The organism is Bartonella sp. AP280QHHD, assembly GCF_042196125.1.
Classification (GTDB): Bacteria; Pseudomonadota; Alphaproteobacteria; order Rhizobiales; family Rhizobiaceae; genus Bartonella.
On record NZ_JBHIPQ010000045.1, the window covers coordinates 106036 to 121092 of the forward strand.

The 15057-nt window shown below is 38.5% G+C and carries 15 protein-coding genes; 2 read left to right on the forward strand and 13 right to left on the reverse strand.

Annotated features, from left to right (window positions below; genetic code table 11):
- Nucleotides 1-289 precede the first annotated feature (289 nt).
- The 11 genes from panB to rpoZ all read right to left on the reverse strand — a co-directional run bounded on the left by panB (nt 290) and on the right by rpoZ (nt 9713).
- Complete coding sequence (gene panB, locus ACFIMK_RS07010; protein WP_375612945.1) at nt 290-1105, reverse strand: 3-methyl-2-oxobutanoate hydroxymethyltransferase; 816 nt, start codon at nt 1103-1105, stop codon at nt 290-292.
- Complete coding sequence (gene panC, locus ACFIMK_RS07015; protein WP_375612946.1) at nt 1102-1962, reverse strand: pantoate--beta-alanine ligase; 861 nt, start codon at nt 1960-1962, stop codon at nt 1102-1104. The genes panB and panC overlap by 4 nt, the downstream gene beginning before the upstream one ends.
- A gap of 23 nt (nt 1963-1985) precedes the next feature.
- Nucleotides 1986-2732 (reverse strand): DNA repair protein RecO, encoded by a 747-nt coding sequence (recO, locus tag ACFIMK_RS07020; protein ID WP_375638092.1) that lies wholly within the window; start codon nt 2730-2732, stop codon nt 1986-1988.
- A 25-nt stretch (nt 2733-2757) separates the two neighbouring features.
- On the reverse strand, nt 2758-3663 hold the full coding sequence (gene era, locus ACFIMK_RS07025) for a GTPase Era (protein WP_375612948.1): 906 nt from the start codon (nt 3661-3663) through the stop codon (nt 2758-2760).
- Nucleotides 3656-4363 carry a ribonuclease III gene (gene rnc / locus ACFIMK_RS07030; RefSeq protein WP_375612949.1) on the reverse strand — a complete coding sequence of 236 codons (708 nt, stop codon included), beginning with the start codon at nt 4361-4363 and terminating at the stop codon, nt 3656-3658. Before rnc ends, era begins: the two co-directional genes overlap by 8 nt.
- On the reverse strand, nt 4344-5156 hold the full coding sequence (gene lepB / locus ACFIMK_RS07035; RefSeq protein WP_375611213.1) for a signal peptidase I: 813 nt from the start codon (nt 5154-5156) through the stop codon (nt 4344-4346). Before lepB ends, rnc begins: the two co-directional genes overlap by 20 nt.
- Before the next feature lie 79 nt (nt 5157-5235).
- Entirely contained in the window at nt 5236-5637 is a 402-nt protein-coding gene (gene acpS, locus ACFIMK_RS07040) for a holo-ACP synthase (protein WP_375638091.1), read from the reverse strand.
- A gap of 26 nt (nt 5638-5663) precedes the next feature.
- Complete coding sequence (locus tag ACFIMK_RS07045) at nt 5664-6272, reverse strand: DUF2062 domain-containing protein (RefSeq protein WP_375610146.1); 609 nt, start codon at nt 6270-6272, stop codon at nt 5664-5666.
- A 93-nt stretch (nt 6273-6365) separates the two neighbouring features.
- Complete coding sequence (gene pyrE, locus ACFIMK_RS07050) at nt 6366-6944, reverse strand: orotate phosphoribosyltransferase (protein ID WP_375611297.1); 579 nt, start codon at nt 6942-6944, stop codon at nt 6366-6368.
- A gap of 16 nt (nt 6945-6960) precedes the next feature.
- Entirely contained in the window at nt 6961-9186 is a 2226-nt protein-coding gene (locus ACFIMK_RS07055) for a RelA/SpoT family protein (protein ID WP_375638090.1), read from the reverse strand.
- Nucleotides 9187-9314: 128 nt separating this feature from the next.
- A complete protein-coding gene (rpoZ, locus tag ACFIMK_RS07060; protein WP_273791104.1) occupies nt 9315-9713 on the reverse strand; it encodes a DNA-directed RNA polymerase subunit omega in 399 nt (132 codons plus the stop codon).
- A gap of 570 nt (nt 9714-10283) precedes the next feature.
- Here rpoZ and ACFIMK_RS07065 point away from each other — a divergent pair.
- Nucleotides 10284-10952 carry a uracil-DNA glycosylase gene (locus ACFIMK_RS07065; RefSeq protein ID WP_375638131.1) on the forward strand — a complete coding sequence of 223 codons (669 nt, stop codon included), beginning with the start codon at nt 10284-10286 and terminating at the stop codon, nt 10950-10952.
- Nucleotides 10953-11000: 48 nt separating this feature from the next.
- On the opposite strand, the gene smpB is transcribed toward ACFIMK_RS07065, so the two are convergent.
- Both smpB and dapA read right to left on the reverse strand, forming a co-directional pair.
- Nucleotides 11001-11477, reverse strand: coding sequence for an SsrA-binding protein SmpB (gene smpB / locus ACFIMK_RS07070; protein WP_012231306.1), 477 nt, complete (start codon nt 11475-11477; stop codon nt 11001-11003).
- Between the two features lie 18 nt (nt 11478-11495).
- Nucleotides 11496-12380 (reverse strand): 4-hydroxy-tetrahydrodipicolinate synthase, encoded by an 885-nt coding sequence (dapA, locus tag ACFIMK_RS07075; RefSeq protein ID WP_375612952.1) that lies wholly within the window; start codon nt 12378-12380, stop codon nt 11496-11498.
- A 250-nt stretch (nt 12381-12630) separates the two neighbouring features.
- Here dapA and ACFIMK_RS07080 point away from each other — a divergent pair, with 250 nt between their 5' ends.
- On the forward strand, nt 12631-14721 hold the full coding sequence (locus tag ACFIMK_RS07080; RefSeq protein ID WP_375683099.1) for a lytic transglycosylase domain-containing protein: 2091 nt from the start codon (nt 12631-12633) through the stop codon (nt 14719-14721).
- Nucleotides 14722-15057 lie beyond the last annotated feature (336 nt).

Consider the following 15057-nt stretch of genomic DNA (forward strand, 5'->3'; position numbering starts at 1 on the left):
GCGTAAAGACGGGAGTACTCTATAAATTTTATACACTTCATAAGGGACTTACCACTATACTATTCACGAACGCCGTCGCGAAATAGGTTGGGTACCTTAAGAAAGCTTTCTTTAAAAAAGCATGTGAATTAGCGACCCAATGGCGTTCTATTTTGCATGAGAGGCGTGACTTCATTAAAGAAATGGAAAAAATCACAGTTCAAATTGCATACAAAATATATTAAAAATGCACATTCATTATCAAAATAACAAATGTTCTCTTGTCAAACCTTTCATCTTAAACTGAAGTTTATTTTAGTTTATAAACTTCATTATCCGCTGGGAAAGCACGAGATGTGACATCCTCTGCATAATTCTTTATTGCAGTTTCCATGGCTTGTTCAAGGTCTCCATAACGGCGTACAAATTTTGGCACATGAGAACCATAGCCCAACATATCTTCCATAACCAATACTTGCCCATCACATTGATTGGACGCCCCTATACCGATCGTAGGGATAGAAAGCTTATCTGTCAGTTTCACCGCTAAAGGTTCAACCATTGCTTCTAAAACAACAGCAAAAGCACCTGCCTCTTCAATCGCTGCTCCATCTGCTTCAATTCTTTGCCAATCATTCTCCTTGCGTCCTTGTGTTTTAAAACCACCAAAACGATTCATTGCTTGGGGTGTAAGACCGATATGCCCCATCACTGGAATGCCACGTTTACACAAAAAATCTACTGTTTCGGCTATATAAACGCCCCCTTCAAGCTTAACTGCACCACACCCCGTTTGTGCAAGAATGCGCGATGCATTTAAAAAAGCTTGCTCTGGACTTTCCTCATAAGAACCAAAAGGCATATCAATAACAACAAGAGCTTTTTGAGATCCACGCACCACGGCTTTCCCGTGTGAAATCATCATATCTAAATTAACAGGAAGCGTTGTCTCAAACCCATACACAACCATCCCAACGCTATCACCAACCAAAAGGATATCGCAATATGGATCAGCAATCCGCGCAGTATAAGCTTGATAAGCTGTTAAAGAAACAATTGGCTGTTGTCCCTTTCGTGCACGTATTTCGGAAGATGTTATACGCTTTACGGTTTTATGTACACTCATTTTCCACCCTTCTCTTGCAATATATATTGATCAATCAGCCTTATCTCACCAAAGCGGACAGTAAGAAGTAAAACTGCTGGTTTATTCAATGTTCCTTTAACCACGCATAAAGTTTCCATATCCCGTAAATCTATCGCTTCAATGATTGCACGCGTTTCTTGTTGTAAAATATCACGAACAGTTTTGCATAATTTATCAACCGACCGTTCACCTTCATGATAAAGCTTTTCAGCAGCTTTTCCACTTTCAGGAATAATTTTGGCAGCTTTACGATCTTCTAATGTTAAAAGCTGATTGCGTGAAGAACACGCTACACCATCTGACTCCCGTAGAATAGGAACTCCAACGATTTCAATAGGAAAAGCCAAATCTTCAACCATACGCCGAATAATTAAAATTTGTTGAAAATCCTTTTCCCCAAAAAAAGCCTTATCTGGTTGGACAATGTTAAAAAGTTTAGCAACAACGCTTGTTACACCACAAAAATGCCCTGGACGTAATTTTCCCATCAAAATACGTGATAATTTTTTCACTTGTACAATTGTATCATTCCCCAGTGGCCACATTTCATCTACAGAAGGAGCAAAAACACATTCAACACCTGCTTCTTTTAACAAAGCACAATCGCCCTTCAAATCTCTTGGATATTGAGAAAAATCTTCATGAGGTCCAAATTGCTTTGGATTGACAAAAATAGAAACCACTACGCGATCACACATTGCTCTTGCATACTGTACTAATGCAAGATGGCCATCATGCAATGCCCCCATTGTTGGAACAAAACCAATCGAAAAACCTAAACGTCGTTCCTCTGAAGTATATTGGCGGACTTCAGCAATTGTCTTTAAAATTCTCATTTTCCCATTCAATTATCATCAGATCAACCAATTAATGCCTGTACACCAAATTGACGCTCAAACAATTGTATCAAATTCATGCGCACTGACGGCTGCTTTATATCTCGTGGCTCCCAGACATGACGCATAAGAAAAAAACCCGTCAGTATAAAACCATTTATTATGTCACTAAAATCAGCAGGACGAGTCGTTCTGTGTACAAGAAACTGTGGTAGAATGAGAAGCTTTTTTTTCCAAGGTTCCCCTGCTTCTTCACAGACAGCCCGTCCAGATTTTGGTGATACGTAATGAAGCCTTTCCTGACGACCTGTTGCAGCACAACAAGATAAATCAAGACCAAAACCAAGTTCTTCAAGAAGCCGCATTTCAAAACGTACAAGCAATTCTGCATTGACAAATGGTTCATCAAAATTCTGCATAAAAAGGTGTAAAATATCATATAAAATGGGGTGCGGATCACGTTCGGGAAGAAGCCGCAAATGAAAAGCTATCAATTGCAAAGCATAAAGTGCTTCTGGTAGACAGATTAATCGTGCCGCATGTAAATCAAGAGCTTCAAGCCGAAAAAGTCCCAAATGTTCGTCTAAACGAGCCCACCATTCAGCCTCCACAAAATTTCCAGGTTGAAGAAGAGCTGCCATGCGACGCGAGCGCCCCCCTTTTACCACTCCCATATAACGACCATGTTCACGTGTCATAATCTCAAGAATAACACTTGTTTCACCATATTGGCGTGTACCAAGTATAACGGCTTGTTCTTTCCACTTCATTTTACTTTAATTATTTTTAAAAATCTTATTTTAAAAAATCCAATCCCATTTCACGATAACGTTCTGGATCGGTATCCCAATTATCTCGCACTTTCACAAAGAGAAAAAGATGCACCTTTTGATCCATAATTTCCATGAGTTCTTTACGTGCTGCTTGACCAATCGCTTTAATTGTATCGCCTTTTGCTCCTAAGACAATTTTTTTCTGACTCTCACGCTCGACATAAATAACTTGATTAATTTTAACGGAACCATCTGAACGCTCTTCCCAGTTTTCTGTTTCAACCGTTGAGGAATAAGGAAGTTCATCATGAAGACGAAGAAAAAGTTTTTCACGCGTAATTTCAGCAGCAAGATGACGCATAGGCATATCAGAAATTTGATCTTCCGGATAATACCATGGCCCTTCCTGCATCATGTTACTCAACGCATGAAGTAAATCCTTGCAACCAGAACCGTTTAGAGCAGAAATCATAAATGTTTGCGCAAACTTTACACGTTCATTTATTTTAGTGGTTAACGCTAGAAGAGATGATTTAACAACTGTATCAACCTTATTAAGAACAAGAACTTTTTCTTGTTTCATATTGTTTACAATATCTAACATCATATCAACTTCATCCGAAAGACCACTTTGAGCGTCAATTAAAACGAGTAGAACATCAGCGCTCTTAGCCCCTCCCCAAGCAGCAGAGACCATGGCTCGTTCTAAGCGCTTATGGGGACGAAAAACACCCGGTGTATCAACCAACACAATTTGCACATCATCATGAATGACAATACCGCGGATTAAAGTTCGTGTTGTTTGTACCTTATGTGTTACAATTGAAACCTTTGTTCCAACCAATTGATTAACCAATGTCGATTTACCGGCATTAGGCATCCCAATAAGCACAACAAACCCAGAACGCTTTTTCATAACGTCACTCATGATCATTTTTTCCTACTGTTTTCCATACACCCTCTCGTCGCAAAATTTTTTCAGCTGCCATTCTTTCAGCATATCTTTTGGAGCTTCCCTGCCCAATCTCTGAAGCAAACCCAGAAATACTGACCTCTACCATAAAAACAGGATCGTGATCTGGACCTGAACGTTTTATAACCTGATAATGTGGTTGTGCATTGCCTTGGATATGCGCCCATTCCTGTAATTCTGTCTTGGCATCACGTCGACCAGCATCCATTTTCTTTGCCCGACTTTGCCAATATTTTTGAATAAAAGGGCGAACGCTTTCCAATCCTCCATCGAGATATATTACGGCAATCAAAGCTTCCACGACATCTGCATGCATGTTGATAAGTCGACGCCCCTCAAAATTTTTCATCTCAAAACCAACACGGATCATATCAGGAAGTCTCATTTCACGCGCAATATCAGCACATGTCTGTGCATTGACCAGATGATTTAAACGGACTGATAATTCACCTTCACTTGCCTGAGGAAAAAGTTGATACAGCATCTCTGCAATCAAAAGCCCTAAAACCCGATCCCCTAGAAACTCTAGTCGTTCATAATTCCCCTGTTCCGAATCTTGTACACTCGAGTGTGTTAATGCCTTCTTTAACCTCTCTTCATCTTTAAAACGATGCCCCGTCAGCTTGAAAAGCTGATCAATCATGAGACGTTTCATCGTTGTTTCCTTGCTTGATAAGCGGCAAATCATGAACCGTATTTATGAAAGAAAACAAACGTTTCCAACGCACATCAAATGGCCAGCGCCAAATCTGCCAAGCACTTGAACCATTACTGATAGAAAAGAAAATCACGCTCGCGCGACCAATAAGATTTTCTTCTGGAACATAGCCTACATCTAAACGACTATCATCTGAATTGTCGCGGTTATCTCCCATCATAAAGTAATGTCCTTGAGGAACTTCAAAGACTTCTGTATCATCAACTTTCGGGATGAAAGCTAAATCAAGTGTATCATAACTGACACCGTTAGGCATTGTCTCGCGATAAACCTCAACAGGATAGTTAACCTCTGTTATATCAGAATTATCAATCTCCCCCATAAAGTGACGTGAAACAGCCTCATCATTAATATAAAGGACACTTTGACGGACTTGTATACGATCACCTGGTAGCCCAACAACGCGTTTTATATAATCAATCTTCGGATTACTTGGTAAGCGAAAAACGACCACATCTCCACGTTGAGGTTGAGATGCCCAAATCCGTCCAGAAAAAAGAGGAGGAGAAAAGGGGATGGAAAAACGAGAATACCCATATGCATACTTAGAAACAAACAGATAATCTCCCACCAACAAAGTAGGACGCATTGAACCGGAAGGAATACTAAACGGCTGGAAAAAAAGTGTCCGAATAAACGCTGCTAAAAGCAAAGCCTGTATTAAAACAGAAATAAATTCACGAAGCCCACCTTTTTTTTCTTTTTTATGCACTTTATCTTTTTGGATCATCACCAACTGCCTTCTCATCACAGATATAATTTTTTTCATCATAATATTCAAATAACAAAAGCACAATCTCTCATGCCATCTATCCACGTGGAAGTGCTTCGATAATAATAAATGCCTGTGCCCAAGGAAAATCATCTGTTATACTAAGATGAATAACTGCATCATGATGAGGAGGTAATAACTTTTGAAGTTGTATTTGCGCACGATTTGTTAATTGCAATATTGGTTTACCAGACGGCAAATTAACTACCCCCATGTCTTTCCAATTGATACCACAAGCGATTCCCGTTCCTAAGGCTTTAGCACATGCTTCTTTAGCAGCAAATCTTTTTGCATAAGAAGAGGAGCTTTTTTTGAGATTTTCAGATCTATTTCTTTCAATATCCGTAAAAATACGTTCAATAAAACGCTCACCATAACGAACCAACATTTTCTCAATACGTCGTATATCAACCAGATCATTTCCAAGACCAATAATCATAAGATATTACCCGATCTTTCTTAAATTTATTTCTGTTTTAATACAGGCGATGAGCGCTTCTTTAAACGCCTTTTTTTTATAATCTTTTGATATCGCTTTTGTTTAAAACGAACCGTTGCTCTGTAAACACCTATATAAGATAAACCACCAAAAACAATACCTAAAAGAGTTCCCCCTAAAATCATAGGACTCATAATTGTGTCCCATGCGCCTTTAAAGAGGAGAGAGAGATTTGACAATGTCAAACCATTAAATAGAGCACGAATTTGCGAAAGAGAAATCTCTTTGACATCGCTAAAAAGTGATAAACAAAAATACCCTACTTTATAATCAGCCATGACAATCAATAAAAATGTGAGTGGATTAGAAAAAATTGTCCCAATGATTGCGGCAGCAAAGTTTGCACGCAAAAGCCAAGAAAAAAATATTGCCAAAATAATATGCAGCCCAAAGAAAGGGGAACAAGCTAAAAAAACGCCAACAGCAACCCCTAATGCTACTTCATGCGGTGTTGCTGATATACGCAAAATACGTTTATGTATGTAGCAAAATGAGCGAGAAAATGAACGACGTGGCCATAACCAAAGTCGAATACGCGTTACAAAATCTATTGGTTCTCGACGACGAAAAAGCATATGACTCTCAATATACATCTTTTGATGATGAAATAATCTATATCATCCAAATTAATCTTTTTAAGCTTTTGCACAAAAAAAATATAACGACAATTAAATATTTCGACTGCCTGGTTTAATCGCGGGAAGAACAGAAAGCTCTGCAGGAAGTGCATCACTAGCATAAGAGGTTATCTCGTATTCAGCAAGCGCAATCAATGGAACTCCAACATTGACCTTACCACCAGAACGATCAAGGATACATGCACTAGCCAATACCTCTGCTCCTGCTGCAACAAGCGCTTCAACAGTCTCACGAATGGAAAGACCCGTTGTTACAATATCTTCAACAATAACAACCCGTGCACTCTTCTTGATTTCAAAACGACGCAATTCAAAGATGCCATTTACACGCTCTACCCAAAGAGAAGGAACACCAAGGTGACGTGAAGTTTCATAGGAAGGAATAAGACCGCCAATTGCGGGACCAACAACATAGTCAATTTTTCCCTCGATAGATTTTTTGATTTTTTCAGCCAATCCACGACATAACTTTTCCGTCAAGTCAGCATGCATGAATACTTTCGCTTTTTGCATATAAGTCGCACTATGGCGCCCCGATGTTAAAATAAAATGCCCTTCTAGAATAGCATCTGCTTGTTTAAAAATATCAATGACATCTTGTGTCTTCATTGCAAAATCTTTCTTTTTATCCATGAACCCGCCGTACTGTACTTACTGAACCTGCCTTTTTTAACTGAGAAAAAATACGATTCAAATGTTTTAAATCCCACACTTCCAAATCAATCATAATTTCTGTAAAATCTGGTGCTGTACGGATAAAAGATAAATTTTGGATATTGGCATCGTTAGCAGAAATTATTTGTGTAATTTCAGCCAGAGAACCAGGACTATTTACAACTAAAATATTCATCCGTGCAGGAAAACGTTCATTCATTTGGGCATCAATATCCCAGCGGACATCAATCCATCGTTCTGGCTGATCATCATATGCCATCAAAGCTGAAGACTGTATTGGATAAATAACAATCCCAGCTCCTGGCTGCATAATACCAACAATCCGATCTCCAGGTACTGCTCCTTCCGGTGAAAAACGTACGGGTATATCTCCACGGGTTCCTCTAATAGGCAAGGCTTTAGATTGATGATTCTCGACCATTGCATTCTTTTCATTTTCTGGAACTTTAAAAATCATACCTTGAGCATTTTCAATATTAAACCAACCTTCTTCCCCAGGCTTAAAAGATGACTTTTGTACCACACGGTGATCTTGATAATCAGGATAAACCGCTTTAATCACATCAGCGGAAAACAGCTCTCCACGCCCAACAGCAGCCAATACATCCTCTACATCTTTACGTGCTAAACGTGGCAAAACTTTCTTCAAAAGGTCTTTTGAAAATTGCTTTCCCATATATTCAAATGAACGCTCGAGAATACGATATCCTAAACCCGAATATTGTTTACGTACCGCTGCACGACTTGCTCGTCGAATAGCTGAACGTGCTTTACCCGTGACAACAAGAAATTCCCATGCTGCTGGCGGAATTTGAGCGTGTGAGCGAATAATATCAACCTCATCACCATTTTTTAATTTGGTCATTAAAGGCATAATACGACCATTGATTTTTACACCAACACAAGAATCACCGATGTCTGTATGGACGGCATAAGCAAAATCAATAGGCGTAGCTCCTTTAGGAAAAGCAATTAATCGACCTTTCGGCGTAAAACAAAAAACTTGGTCTTGAAAAAGCTCAAGTTTTGTATGTTCTAAAAACTCTTCTGGATTATCTCCATCAGACAAAGATTGTATCGTTTGACGCAACCATGCATAGGCATTCGTTTCACTTGATAACTTCACAGTCGAATAATTGGAACCGTGCTCTTTATATATGGAATGAGCAGCAACCCCATATTCAGCAACTTCATCCATAGCAGCCGTTCTAATTTGCAACTCAACACGTTGTCTTGAAGGACCAACAATTGTTGTATGAATAGAACGATAATCATTTTGCTTTGGTATAGAGATATAATCTTTAAAACGACCAGGAACCATTGGCCATGTCGTATGAATGACACCAAGAGCACGATAACAATCATTCACGGACTCAACAATCACACGAAATCCAAAAATATCCGATAATTGTTCAAAAGATAATGCTTTACTTTCCATTTTGCGAAAAACTGAATAAGATTTTTTCTGACGGCTTTTAACATCTGCTTTAATGCCATGCTCGAAAAAAAGTTTTGTCAATTCATTTTCAATTGTGGAAAGCAAATCACGGTTGTGTTTCAATAATTCAGAAAGTCGATTGGTAATCGTACGATAACCTTCTGGATTTAAATAAAAGAAAGAGAGATCCTCTAATTCCTCACGCATATCCTGCATACCCATACGACCTGCAAGTGGCGCATAGATATCCATCGTCTCCTCAGCAATTCGCCGACGTTTATCATCACGCATAACACCAAGGGTACGCATATTATGAAGACGATCAGCAAGTTTGACTAAAAGAACACGAACATCATCAGAAATAGCAATAAGAAGTTTACGAAGATTTTCTGCTTGTACGGCTTTCTTTGATACAAGATCAAGCTTATTAAGCTTTGTAAGCCCTTCAACCAACTTCCCAATTTCAGAACCAAAAAGCTGATCAATTTCTGCTCGTGTAGCGCTTGTATCTTCAATTGTATCATGCAAAAGAGCAACAGCAATCGTTGCCTCGTCCAACCGCATATCTGTCAAAATAGCAGCAACTTCTAAAGGATGAGAAAAATAAAGATCACCTGACGCACGCTTTTGATGTGCATGCTTTTTCATTGCATAATCATAGGCCCTGTTTAAAAGAGCCTCATCTACGTCAGACTTGTAACGTTGAACACGTCTAACAAGCTCACACTGACGCATCATACGAGCATATCCTTTATCTTTTCACACCTCTAATCTTTATTGAACATGTCCTATCAATAAAAGACAAGAAAAATAATTGCTCCTTACATGACAAGGTATCTTTACTCCTGTAACATAAATTGCTGCAATTAATAATCGTCACTTTTTTCTGGAACAACCAAACCTTCAATACCCGCTAAAAGCTCTTCTTCTGACATATGATCAAATGAAGTACCTTCTTCTTGCGACGACGTATTAAAAACACTTTCAGCTTCACCTGAATGGGTAATAAATTCACTTGCCATTTCTGGCTCATCTACTTCCACATGCTTTTGCAACGAATGAATAAGGTCTTCCTTTAAATCAGCAGGCGACAATGTTTCTTCTGCTATTTCACGCAAAGCAACAACTGGATTTTTATCATTATCACGATCAACCGTAATCTGCGCTCCTTGTGAAATCTGACGCGCCCGATGACCTGCTAAAAGTACCAATTCAAAGCGGTTGTCAACTTTATCAATACAATCTTCTACCGTTACGCGGGCCATTTATGCCTCTTTCTCAAATAAAAAAATTTAATAGCGGATAGAGGAGTATATACAATAATCAAAATAAAATACAAGAAAAACAACACAAACTTTTATATTTTTTGATTAAAGAACTTATTTAAAAAAATTCTTGGAAAATTTATAAAAATGTATAACCTATTCATGCTTGTTATCAAAATTTCTTTTAAAAGCATTCCAATAGATTGACTTCAAACAAAGGGAGGTCTTTCTTGACAAAATACTTGTCTGGAGTCCTTATCCTTTTAAAAGGAATACCTGCTGTTTAAACCCTTTGCAATAACAGCAGCCTTATACATACTTTTTATGATAATATCTTTATCTAAAGAGAAAACTTTTTTCTTTGAACATCATGTGTATCGCACTCTTATTCATCGAATAAATTACTGAAAGATGATCTCTCTTTACACAATAATGAGCAATAAGTTTATATTAAACTTTCTTCTAAAAAAGTTTATTTATATTCATTATAGATTGTTTATCAAAACATAACCCGTCATATACGCTATATAAAGACTCAAAAAAATAGAAAAACGATTGATGCCTAACACCATGAATAGCCAATTAACATCACTTTACCCAGAACCACCCCAAAATTGCAATTTATGTCCTAGGCTTCATCAATTTATCGCTGGCTGGCGTGTAAAAGAACCAAGTTGGTATAACGCACCGGTGCGCCCATTCTTTCCTTATAAAGGGCCAGATACAACACGCCTTCTTATTGTTGGGCTTGCTCCTGGATTACGCGGAGCAAATCGAACTGGACGTCCATTTACTGGTGATTATGCTGGGCACTTACTTTATTCAACTTTAAAAAAGTTTGGTTTTGCCCAAGGAACCTTTGAAGAAAGAGCAGACGATACTCTTGAACTTATTGATGCAGCAATTGTTAACTCTGTTCGTTGCGTTCCACCAGAAAATAAACCCACCGGTGCAGAAATTAACACGTGCCGCTATTTCTTTTCACCTCTTTTAACAAATCTTCCCAAACTTAAAGCCGTTATTACCTTAGGCACCATTGCGCACCATTCAACGATACGTGCCCTTAATGCAAAAGTTTTATCTCACCCTTTTGGACACGGTGAAATCAATAATATCGGCAGATTACGCATCTTTTCGAGCTATCACTGTTCTCGTTATAATACAAATACTGGGCGCTTGACAGACGCCATGTTTCACCAAATCTTTCAAGCAGCAAAAACATACTTAGATCAATGCTAAAACTGTTTTAAACAGCGCTATGAATAAAGAATATCTAGATCGCATCCATTAGCCATATCTTTTTAAAAGTCTTGCTTTTTCACGTCCCCAATCGCGTTTTTTTTCCGTTTCGCGCTTATCATGAAGCTTTTTCCCACGCGCTAGAGCGATCTCCAACTTAACGCGCCCTCGTTCATTAAAATAAAGTTTGAGAGGAACAAGTGTCATTCCTTCACGAGACGTTGCATTAAAAAAACGTGCCATCTCACGTTTTGAAAGTAATAATTTGCGCAAACGTCGTGGTTCATGATTAAAACGATTAGCCTGCGTATATTCAGGAATATAGCTGTTTACTAACCATAATTCCCCATTCTCAAAACTCGCATAGCTTTCAGCAATATTGGCATGATTAGAACGTAAGGACTTCACTTCCGCTCCCTGAAGGACAAGACCAGCCTCGAGATTATTAAGGATTTCAAAATTAAAACGTGCTTTACGATTGTCAGCAATTATTTTCCGTACGGGCGCGTTCTTTTTTTTATTCATGGCTTTGTCAATATCATTTTATGCTTTTAAAAGACCAGCATGACTGAGGGCTGCATCAATAATCTTCTTTGTTCTTTCTGTTAATGGAACAATAGGAGAACGCACAGTATCACCACAAAATCCTAATTTTGCAGCAGCATATTTAATACCTGCTGGACTAGGTTCAATAAACACAGCACGATTAAGAGGCATCAAGCGATCATTTAATTCTCGTGCTGTTTTATAATCACCACGAAAACAAGCAGCTTGAAGTTCAGCACAAAGCTTTGGAGCAACATTAGAAGAAACTGAAATACACCCCATACCTCCATGTGCATTAAAACCTAACGCCGTACAATCATCACCGGAAAGCTGCACAAAATCTTTTCCACACTTTTCACCTTGTTCACTAACGCGCTCAATTCTGCTCGTTGCATCCTTAACACCAATGATATTGTTAAAATCTTGATAAAGGTCTTTCATCGTTTCTACAGCCATATCGATAATAGAACGACCAGGAATATTATAAATTATAATCGGAATAGAAACAGCTTTGGCAATGGAAGAAAAATGCTTGTATAAACCAGATTGATTTGGTCTATTATAATAGGGAGTGACAACCAAAACTGCATCTGCACCAGCTTTTTGCGCGTATTGTGCAAGCTCTACAGCCTCGCTTGTGCTATTTGATCCCGCTCCAGCAACAACAGGAACACGCTTTGCAACCTGCTCAACACACAATTCTATAATCCGCTTATGTTCTTCATGACTTAACGTTGCTGATTCACCTGTTGTCCCAACAGGGCTTACACCGTTAATCCCTTGTGTGATCTGCCATTCAACAAAATCACAAAACGCCTTCTCATCAATCGCGCCCTTGTTATCAAACGGTGTGATAAGCGCAGTTATAGCTCCCTTGAGCATGATAAACTCCCTATAATGTTTGCTTTTATTTTTTTATAATCGCCTTTTATAAATTTTAAATAGAACATAATCTTGCTCTATCATTGAAGCAAGATGAATTTCAAAAAAAGCCCCCATAAGATGAAAATGTCCCTCCTTAAATGTTGAACATTTCTTTAAAATAAGCCGTCTATATTAACGCGTTTTTCATGCTTGTGTTCTATAAATCCTTAAGTTTTTACAAAAAGCAAGGTCTCAAGGTCTTTTCTCTATGCGTGTATTATCCACCTCTCTTTTCGTATCAACCTTTACTACACTTATACTGGCAATAAGAATTTTATTTTCAAGTGCATACGCGCAAACACCCCTTTTGCAAGGGAAAGTACCAATCCCTTTGGTTCGCCCTACTCCCTTTACCGCAAAAGAAGCTCAAGAATCTCTTCAACAGATACACACTACATCACACAATACTGCTACACTTCAGCAACTGAAAACTGGGCTAGATGCACTAGCAAACAACAATATTGCAAAAACAATAAATCTTCGTAATTCAATGGAAAAACATAGCCTTGATCGTCATATTTTGTCATGGGCGCTGGGGGTGTCAAACCAAGCTAATATACCCAGTTCTGAAATATTTAATGCAATCAACATGCTAAAAGGATGGCCCGGTATAGAAACGATGCAACGCAATGCTGAACGTGCTTTTCTTAACGAAACCAACGTCACACGCGCAATCATCCAAAAATTTTCTCATCACCCGCCCCAAACAGCACAAGGGATGGCTCTCTTCGCTAAAGCACTTATCGCAACGGGACAAACCACTCGTGCTCAACACGTTATTGCGCCATGGTGGCATAAAACACAGCTTAATGCAAAAGAAGAAGTATTTGTTCTTAAAAATGCAAACGCTGCATTAAAACCTATTGATCATTTGAGACGCATGCAGTTTATGCTCTATGCACATCGTTTTGATTCAGCAGCACGCGTTGCAAAATTAGCCCATGCTCAATCTCTTTTTAATGCTTTTGTGGCCGTTGAAAAAAATGATCCTAGAGCTACACAAAAATTAAAAGCTGTAGAGAGATCATGGCAAAAAGATCCTCTTTTTCAGTTTGCTCGAATACGCCATCTTCGACGAACAGAGCAATATGATGCAGCAGCAGCACTCATGATGAAAACATCAAAAGATGCATTCCGCCTTATGAACCCTCATTCATTGTGGAAAGAACAACGCGCCCTTTCTCGTGAAATGCTCGATTTAAACAAACCAAAAATTGCTTATCAACTTGTTGCAATGCACACTGGTATAACATCTGCATTAGCCGTCGATGCTGAGTTTCATGCAGGGTGGTATGCACTACGGTTTCTTCATAACCCTAAATTGGCAATGCAGCATTTTTCACGTATTCCTCAACTCTCTTCTTTACCTTTTTATGCATCACGTGGATATTACTGGATGGGACGAACAGCAGAAACGCTAGAAGAACATCAAAATGCCCAGCAATACTTTCATCGCGCAGCTCATTTTGGTGCAACTTACTATGGTCAATTAGCCGCTGCACGACTCAACCAAAAAAAGCTTAAAGTTTTCTTTCCCAAACCAACAACCGCTGAGCGACAACATTTTAGTGCACGAAAAGCGATCAAAGCAATTCAACGTCTTGAAGCAGCCGGCTATGCTGATTTTGCTAAAATTTTTTATAGAGAGCTCGGAAAAAAAATAGAAAGCCCCGGTGAATTAGCTCTTCTGGCTGTTATGGCAGAAAAAAATGGAGACTATTATACCAGCCTCAAAATTGGAAAAATGGCTGTTTTTCAGGGGAAAAATGTCGGTGCACTCTCTCATCCTCTGGGAGCTATACCAGCTTCTGCTAATATTTCTGTAGAAGAAAAATCGCTTATCTATGCCATTGCACGCCAAGAAAGCGAATTTAATCCAACAGCCATATCAAAAGCAGGTGCACAAGGTATACTCCAATTGCTTCCTACAACAGCAAAAGCACTGGCAAAAAAATACTCAATCGCATGGTCTCCTAAAAAATTTAGCAGTGATGCTCATTATAATGCAACATTAGGTGCTCATTTTCTCAATGAACAATTAGAACGTTTTAATGGATCCTATATACTAACTCTTATTGGCTATAATGCGGGTCCCCGTCGAGTCAATGAATGGATAAAACGTTATGGCGATCCTCGAGGTCAATCTCTCGATAACGTCATTGATTGGATTGAACGTATTCCTTATACAGAAACACGTAATTACGTGATGCGTGTCATGGAAAATTATGGTGTCTACAAAGCAAGACTCACTGGGAAAATAGATATAACAACCGACTTGCTTTCTGGTCGACGGAAATAATATGCCTTAACTTCCCAAATAGCATTTGAAATGCGTTCACAAGAAGTGTTTTTATTCCTTTTTAAATAGTACCCACATACCAACCTTCTTAGGATATATAAAAAGTAATTTTAATTAATTCAGTATTAATAAATTCGAAATGAGAAAACCCTCCGCTATTTTGGTCTTTTATTCCAAATACAAAATGATGAATTATCATTATAAATAAACATGTCGTACAAATAGTTCATTTCTTCTCAACATAAACGACAATATCATAGAGATTACAAATATAAGAAAAGAGTGAAACAAATAGCTCATCCTTTTACTACTGCTTATTAGACAATATTCAAATCT

Coding starts and splice junctions, on each gene's coding strand:
- panB (WP_375612945.1), bottom strand. CDS start 1,105: ATGAGTGTACATAAAACCGTAAAGCGTATAACATCTTCCGAAATACGT.
- panC (WP_375612946.1), bottom strand. CDS start 1,962: ATGAGAATTTTAAAGACAATTGCTGAAGTCCGCCAATATACTTCAGAG.
- recO (WP_375638092.1), bottom strand. CDS start 2,732: ATGAAGTGGAAAGAACAAGCCGTTATACTTGGTACACGCCAATATGGT.
- era (WP_375612948.1), bottom strand. CDS start 3,663: ATGAGTGACGTTATGAAAAAGCGTTCTGGGTTTGTTGTGCTTATTGGG.
- rnc (WP_375612949.1), bottom strand. CDS start 4,363: ATGAAACGTCTCATGATTGATCAGCTTTTCAAGCTGACGGGGCATCGT.
- lepB (WP_375611213.1), bottom strand. CDS start 5,156: ATGATCCAAAAAGATAAAGTGCATAAAAAAGAAAAAAAAGGTGGGCTT.
- acpS (WP_375638091.1), bottom strand. CDS start 5,637: ATGATTATTGGTCTTGGAAATGATCTGGTTGATATACGACGTATTGAG.
- ACFIMK_RS07045 (WP_375610146.1), bottom strand. CDS start 6,272: ATGCTTTTTCGTCGTCGAGAACCAATAGATTTTGTAACGCGTATTCGA.
- pyrE (WP_375611297.1), bottom strand. CDS start 6,944: ATGAAGACACAAGATGTCATTGATATTTTTAAACAAGCAGATGCTATT.
- ACFIMK_RS07055 (WP_375638090.1), bottom strand. CDS start 9,186: ATGATGCGTCAGTGTGAGCTTGTTAGACGTGTTCAACGTTACAAGTCT.
- rpoZ (WP_273791104.1), bottom strand. CDS start 9,713: ATGGCCCGCGTAACGGTAGAAGATTGTATTGATAAAGTTGACAACCGC.
- ACFIMK_RS07065 (WP_375638131.1), top strand. CDS start 10,284: ATGAATAGCCAATTAACATCACTTTACCCAGAACCACCCCAAAATTGC.
- smpB (WP_012231306.1), bottom strand. CDS start 11,477: ATGAATAAAAAAAAGAACGCGCCCGTACGGAAAATAATTGCTGACAAT.
- dapA (WP_375612952.1), bottom strand. CDS start 12,380: ATGCTCAAGGGAGCTATAACTGCGCTTATCACACCGTTTGATAACAAG.
- ACFIMK_RS07080 (WP_375683099.1), top strand. CDS start 12,631: ATGCGTGTATTATCCACCTCTCTTTTCGTATCAACCTTTACTACACTT.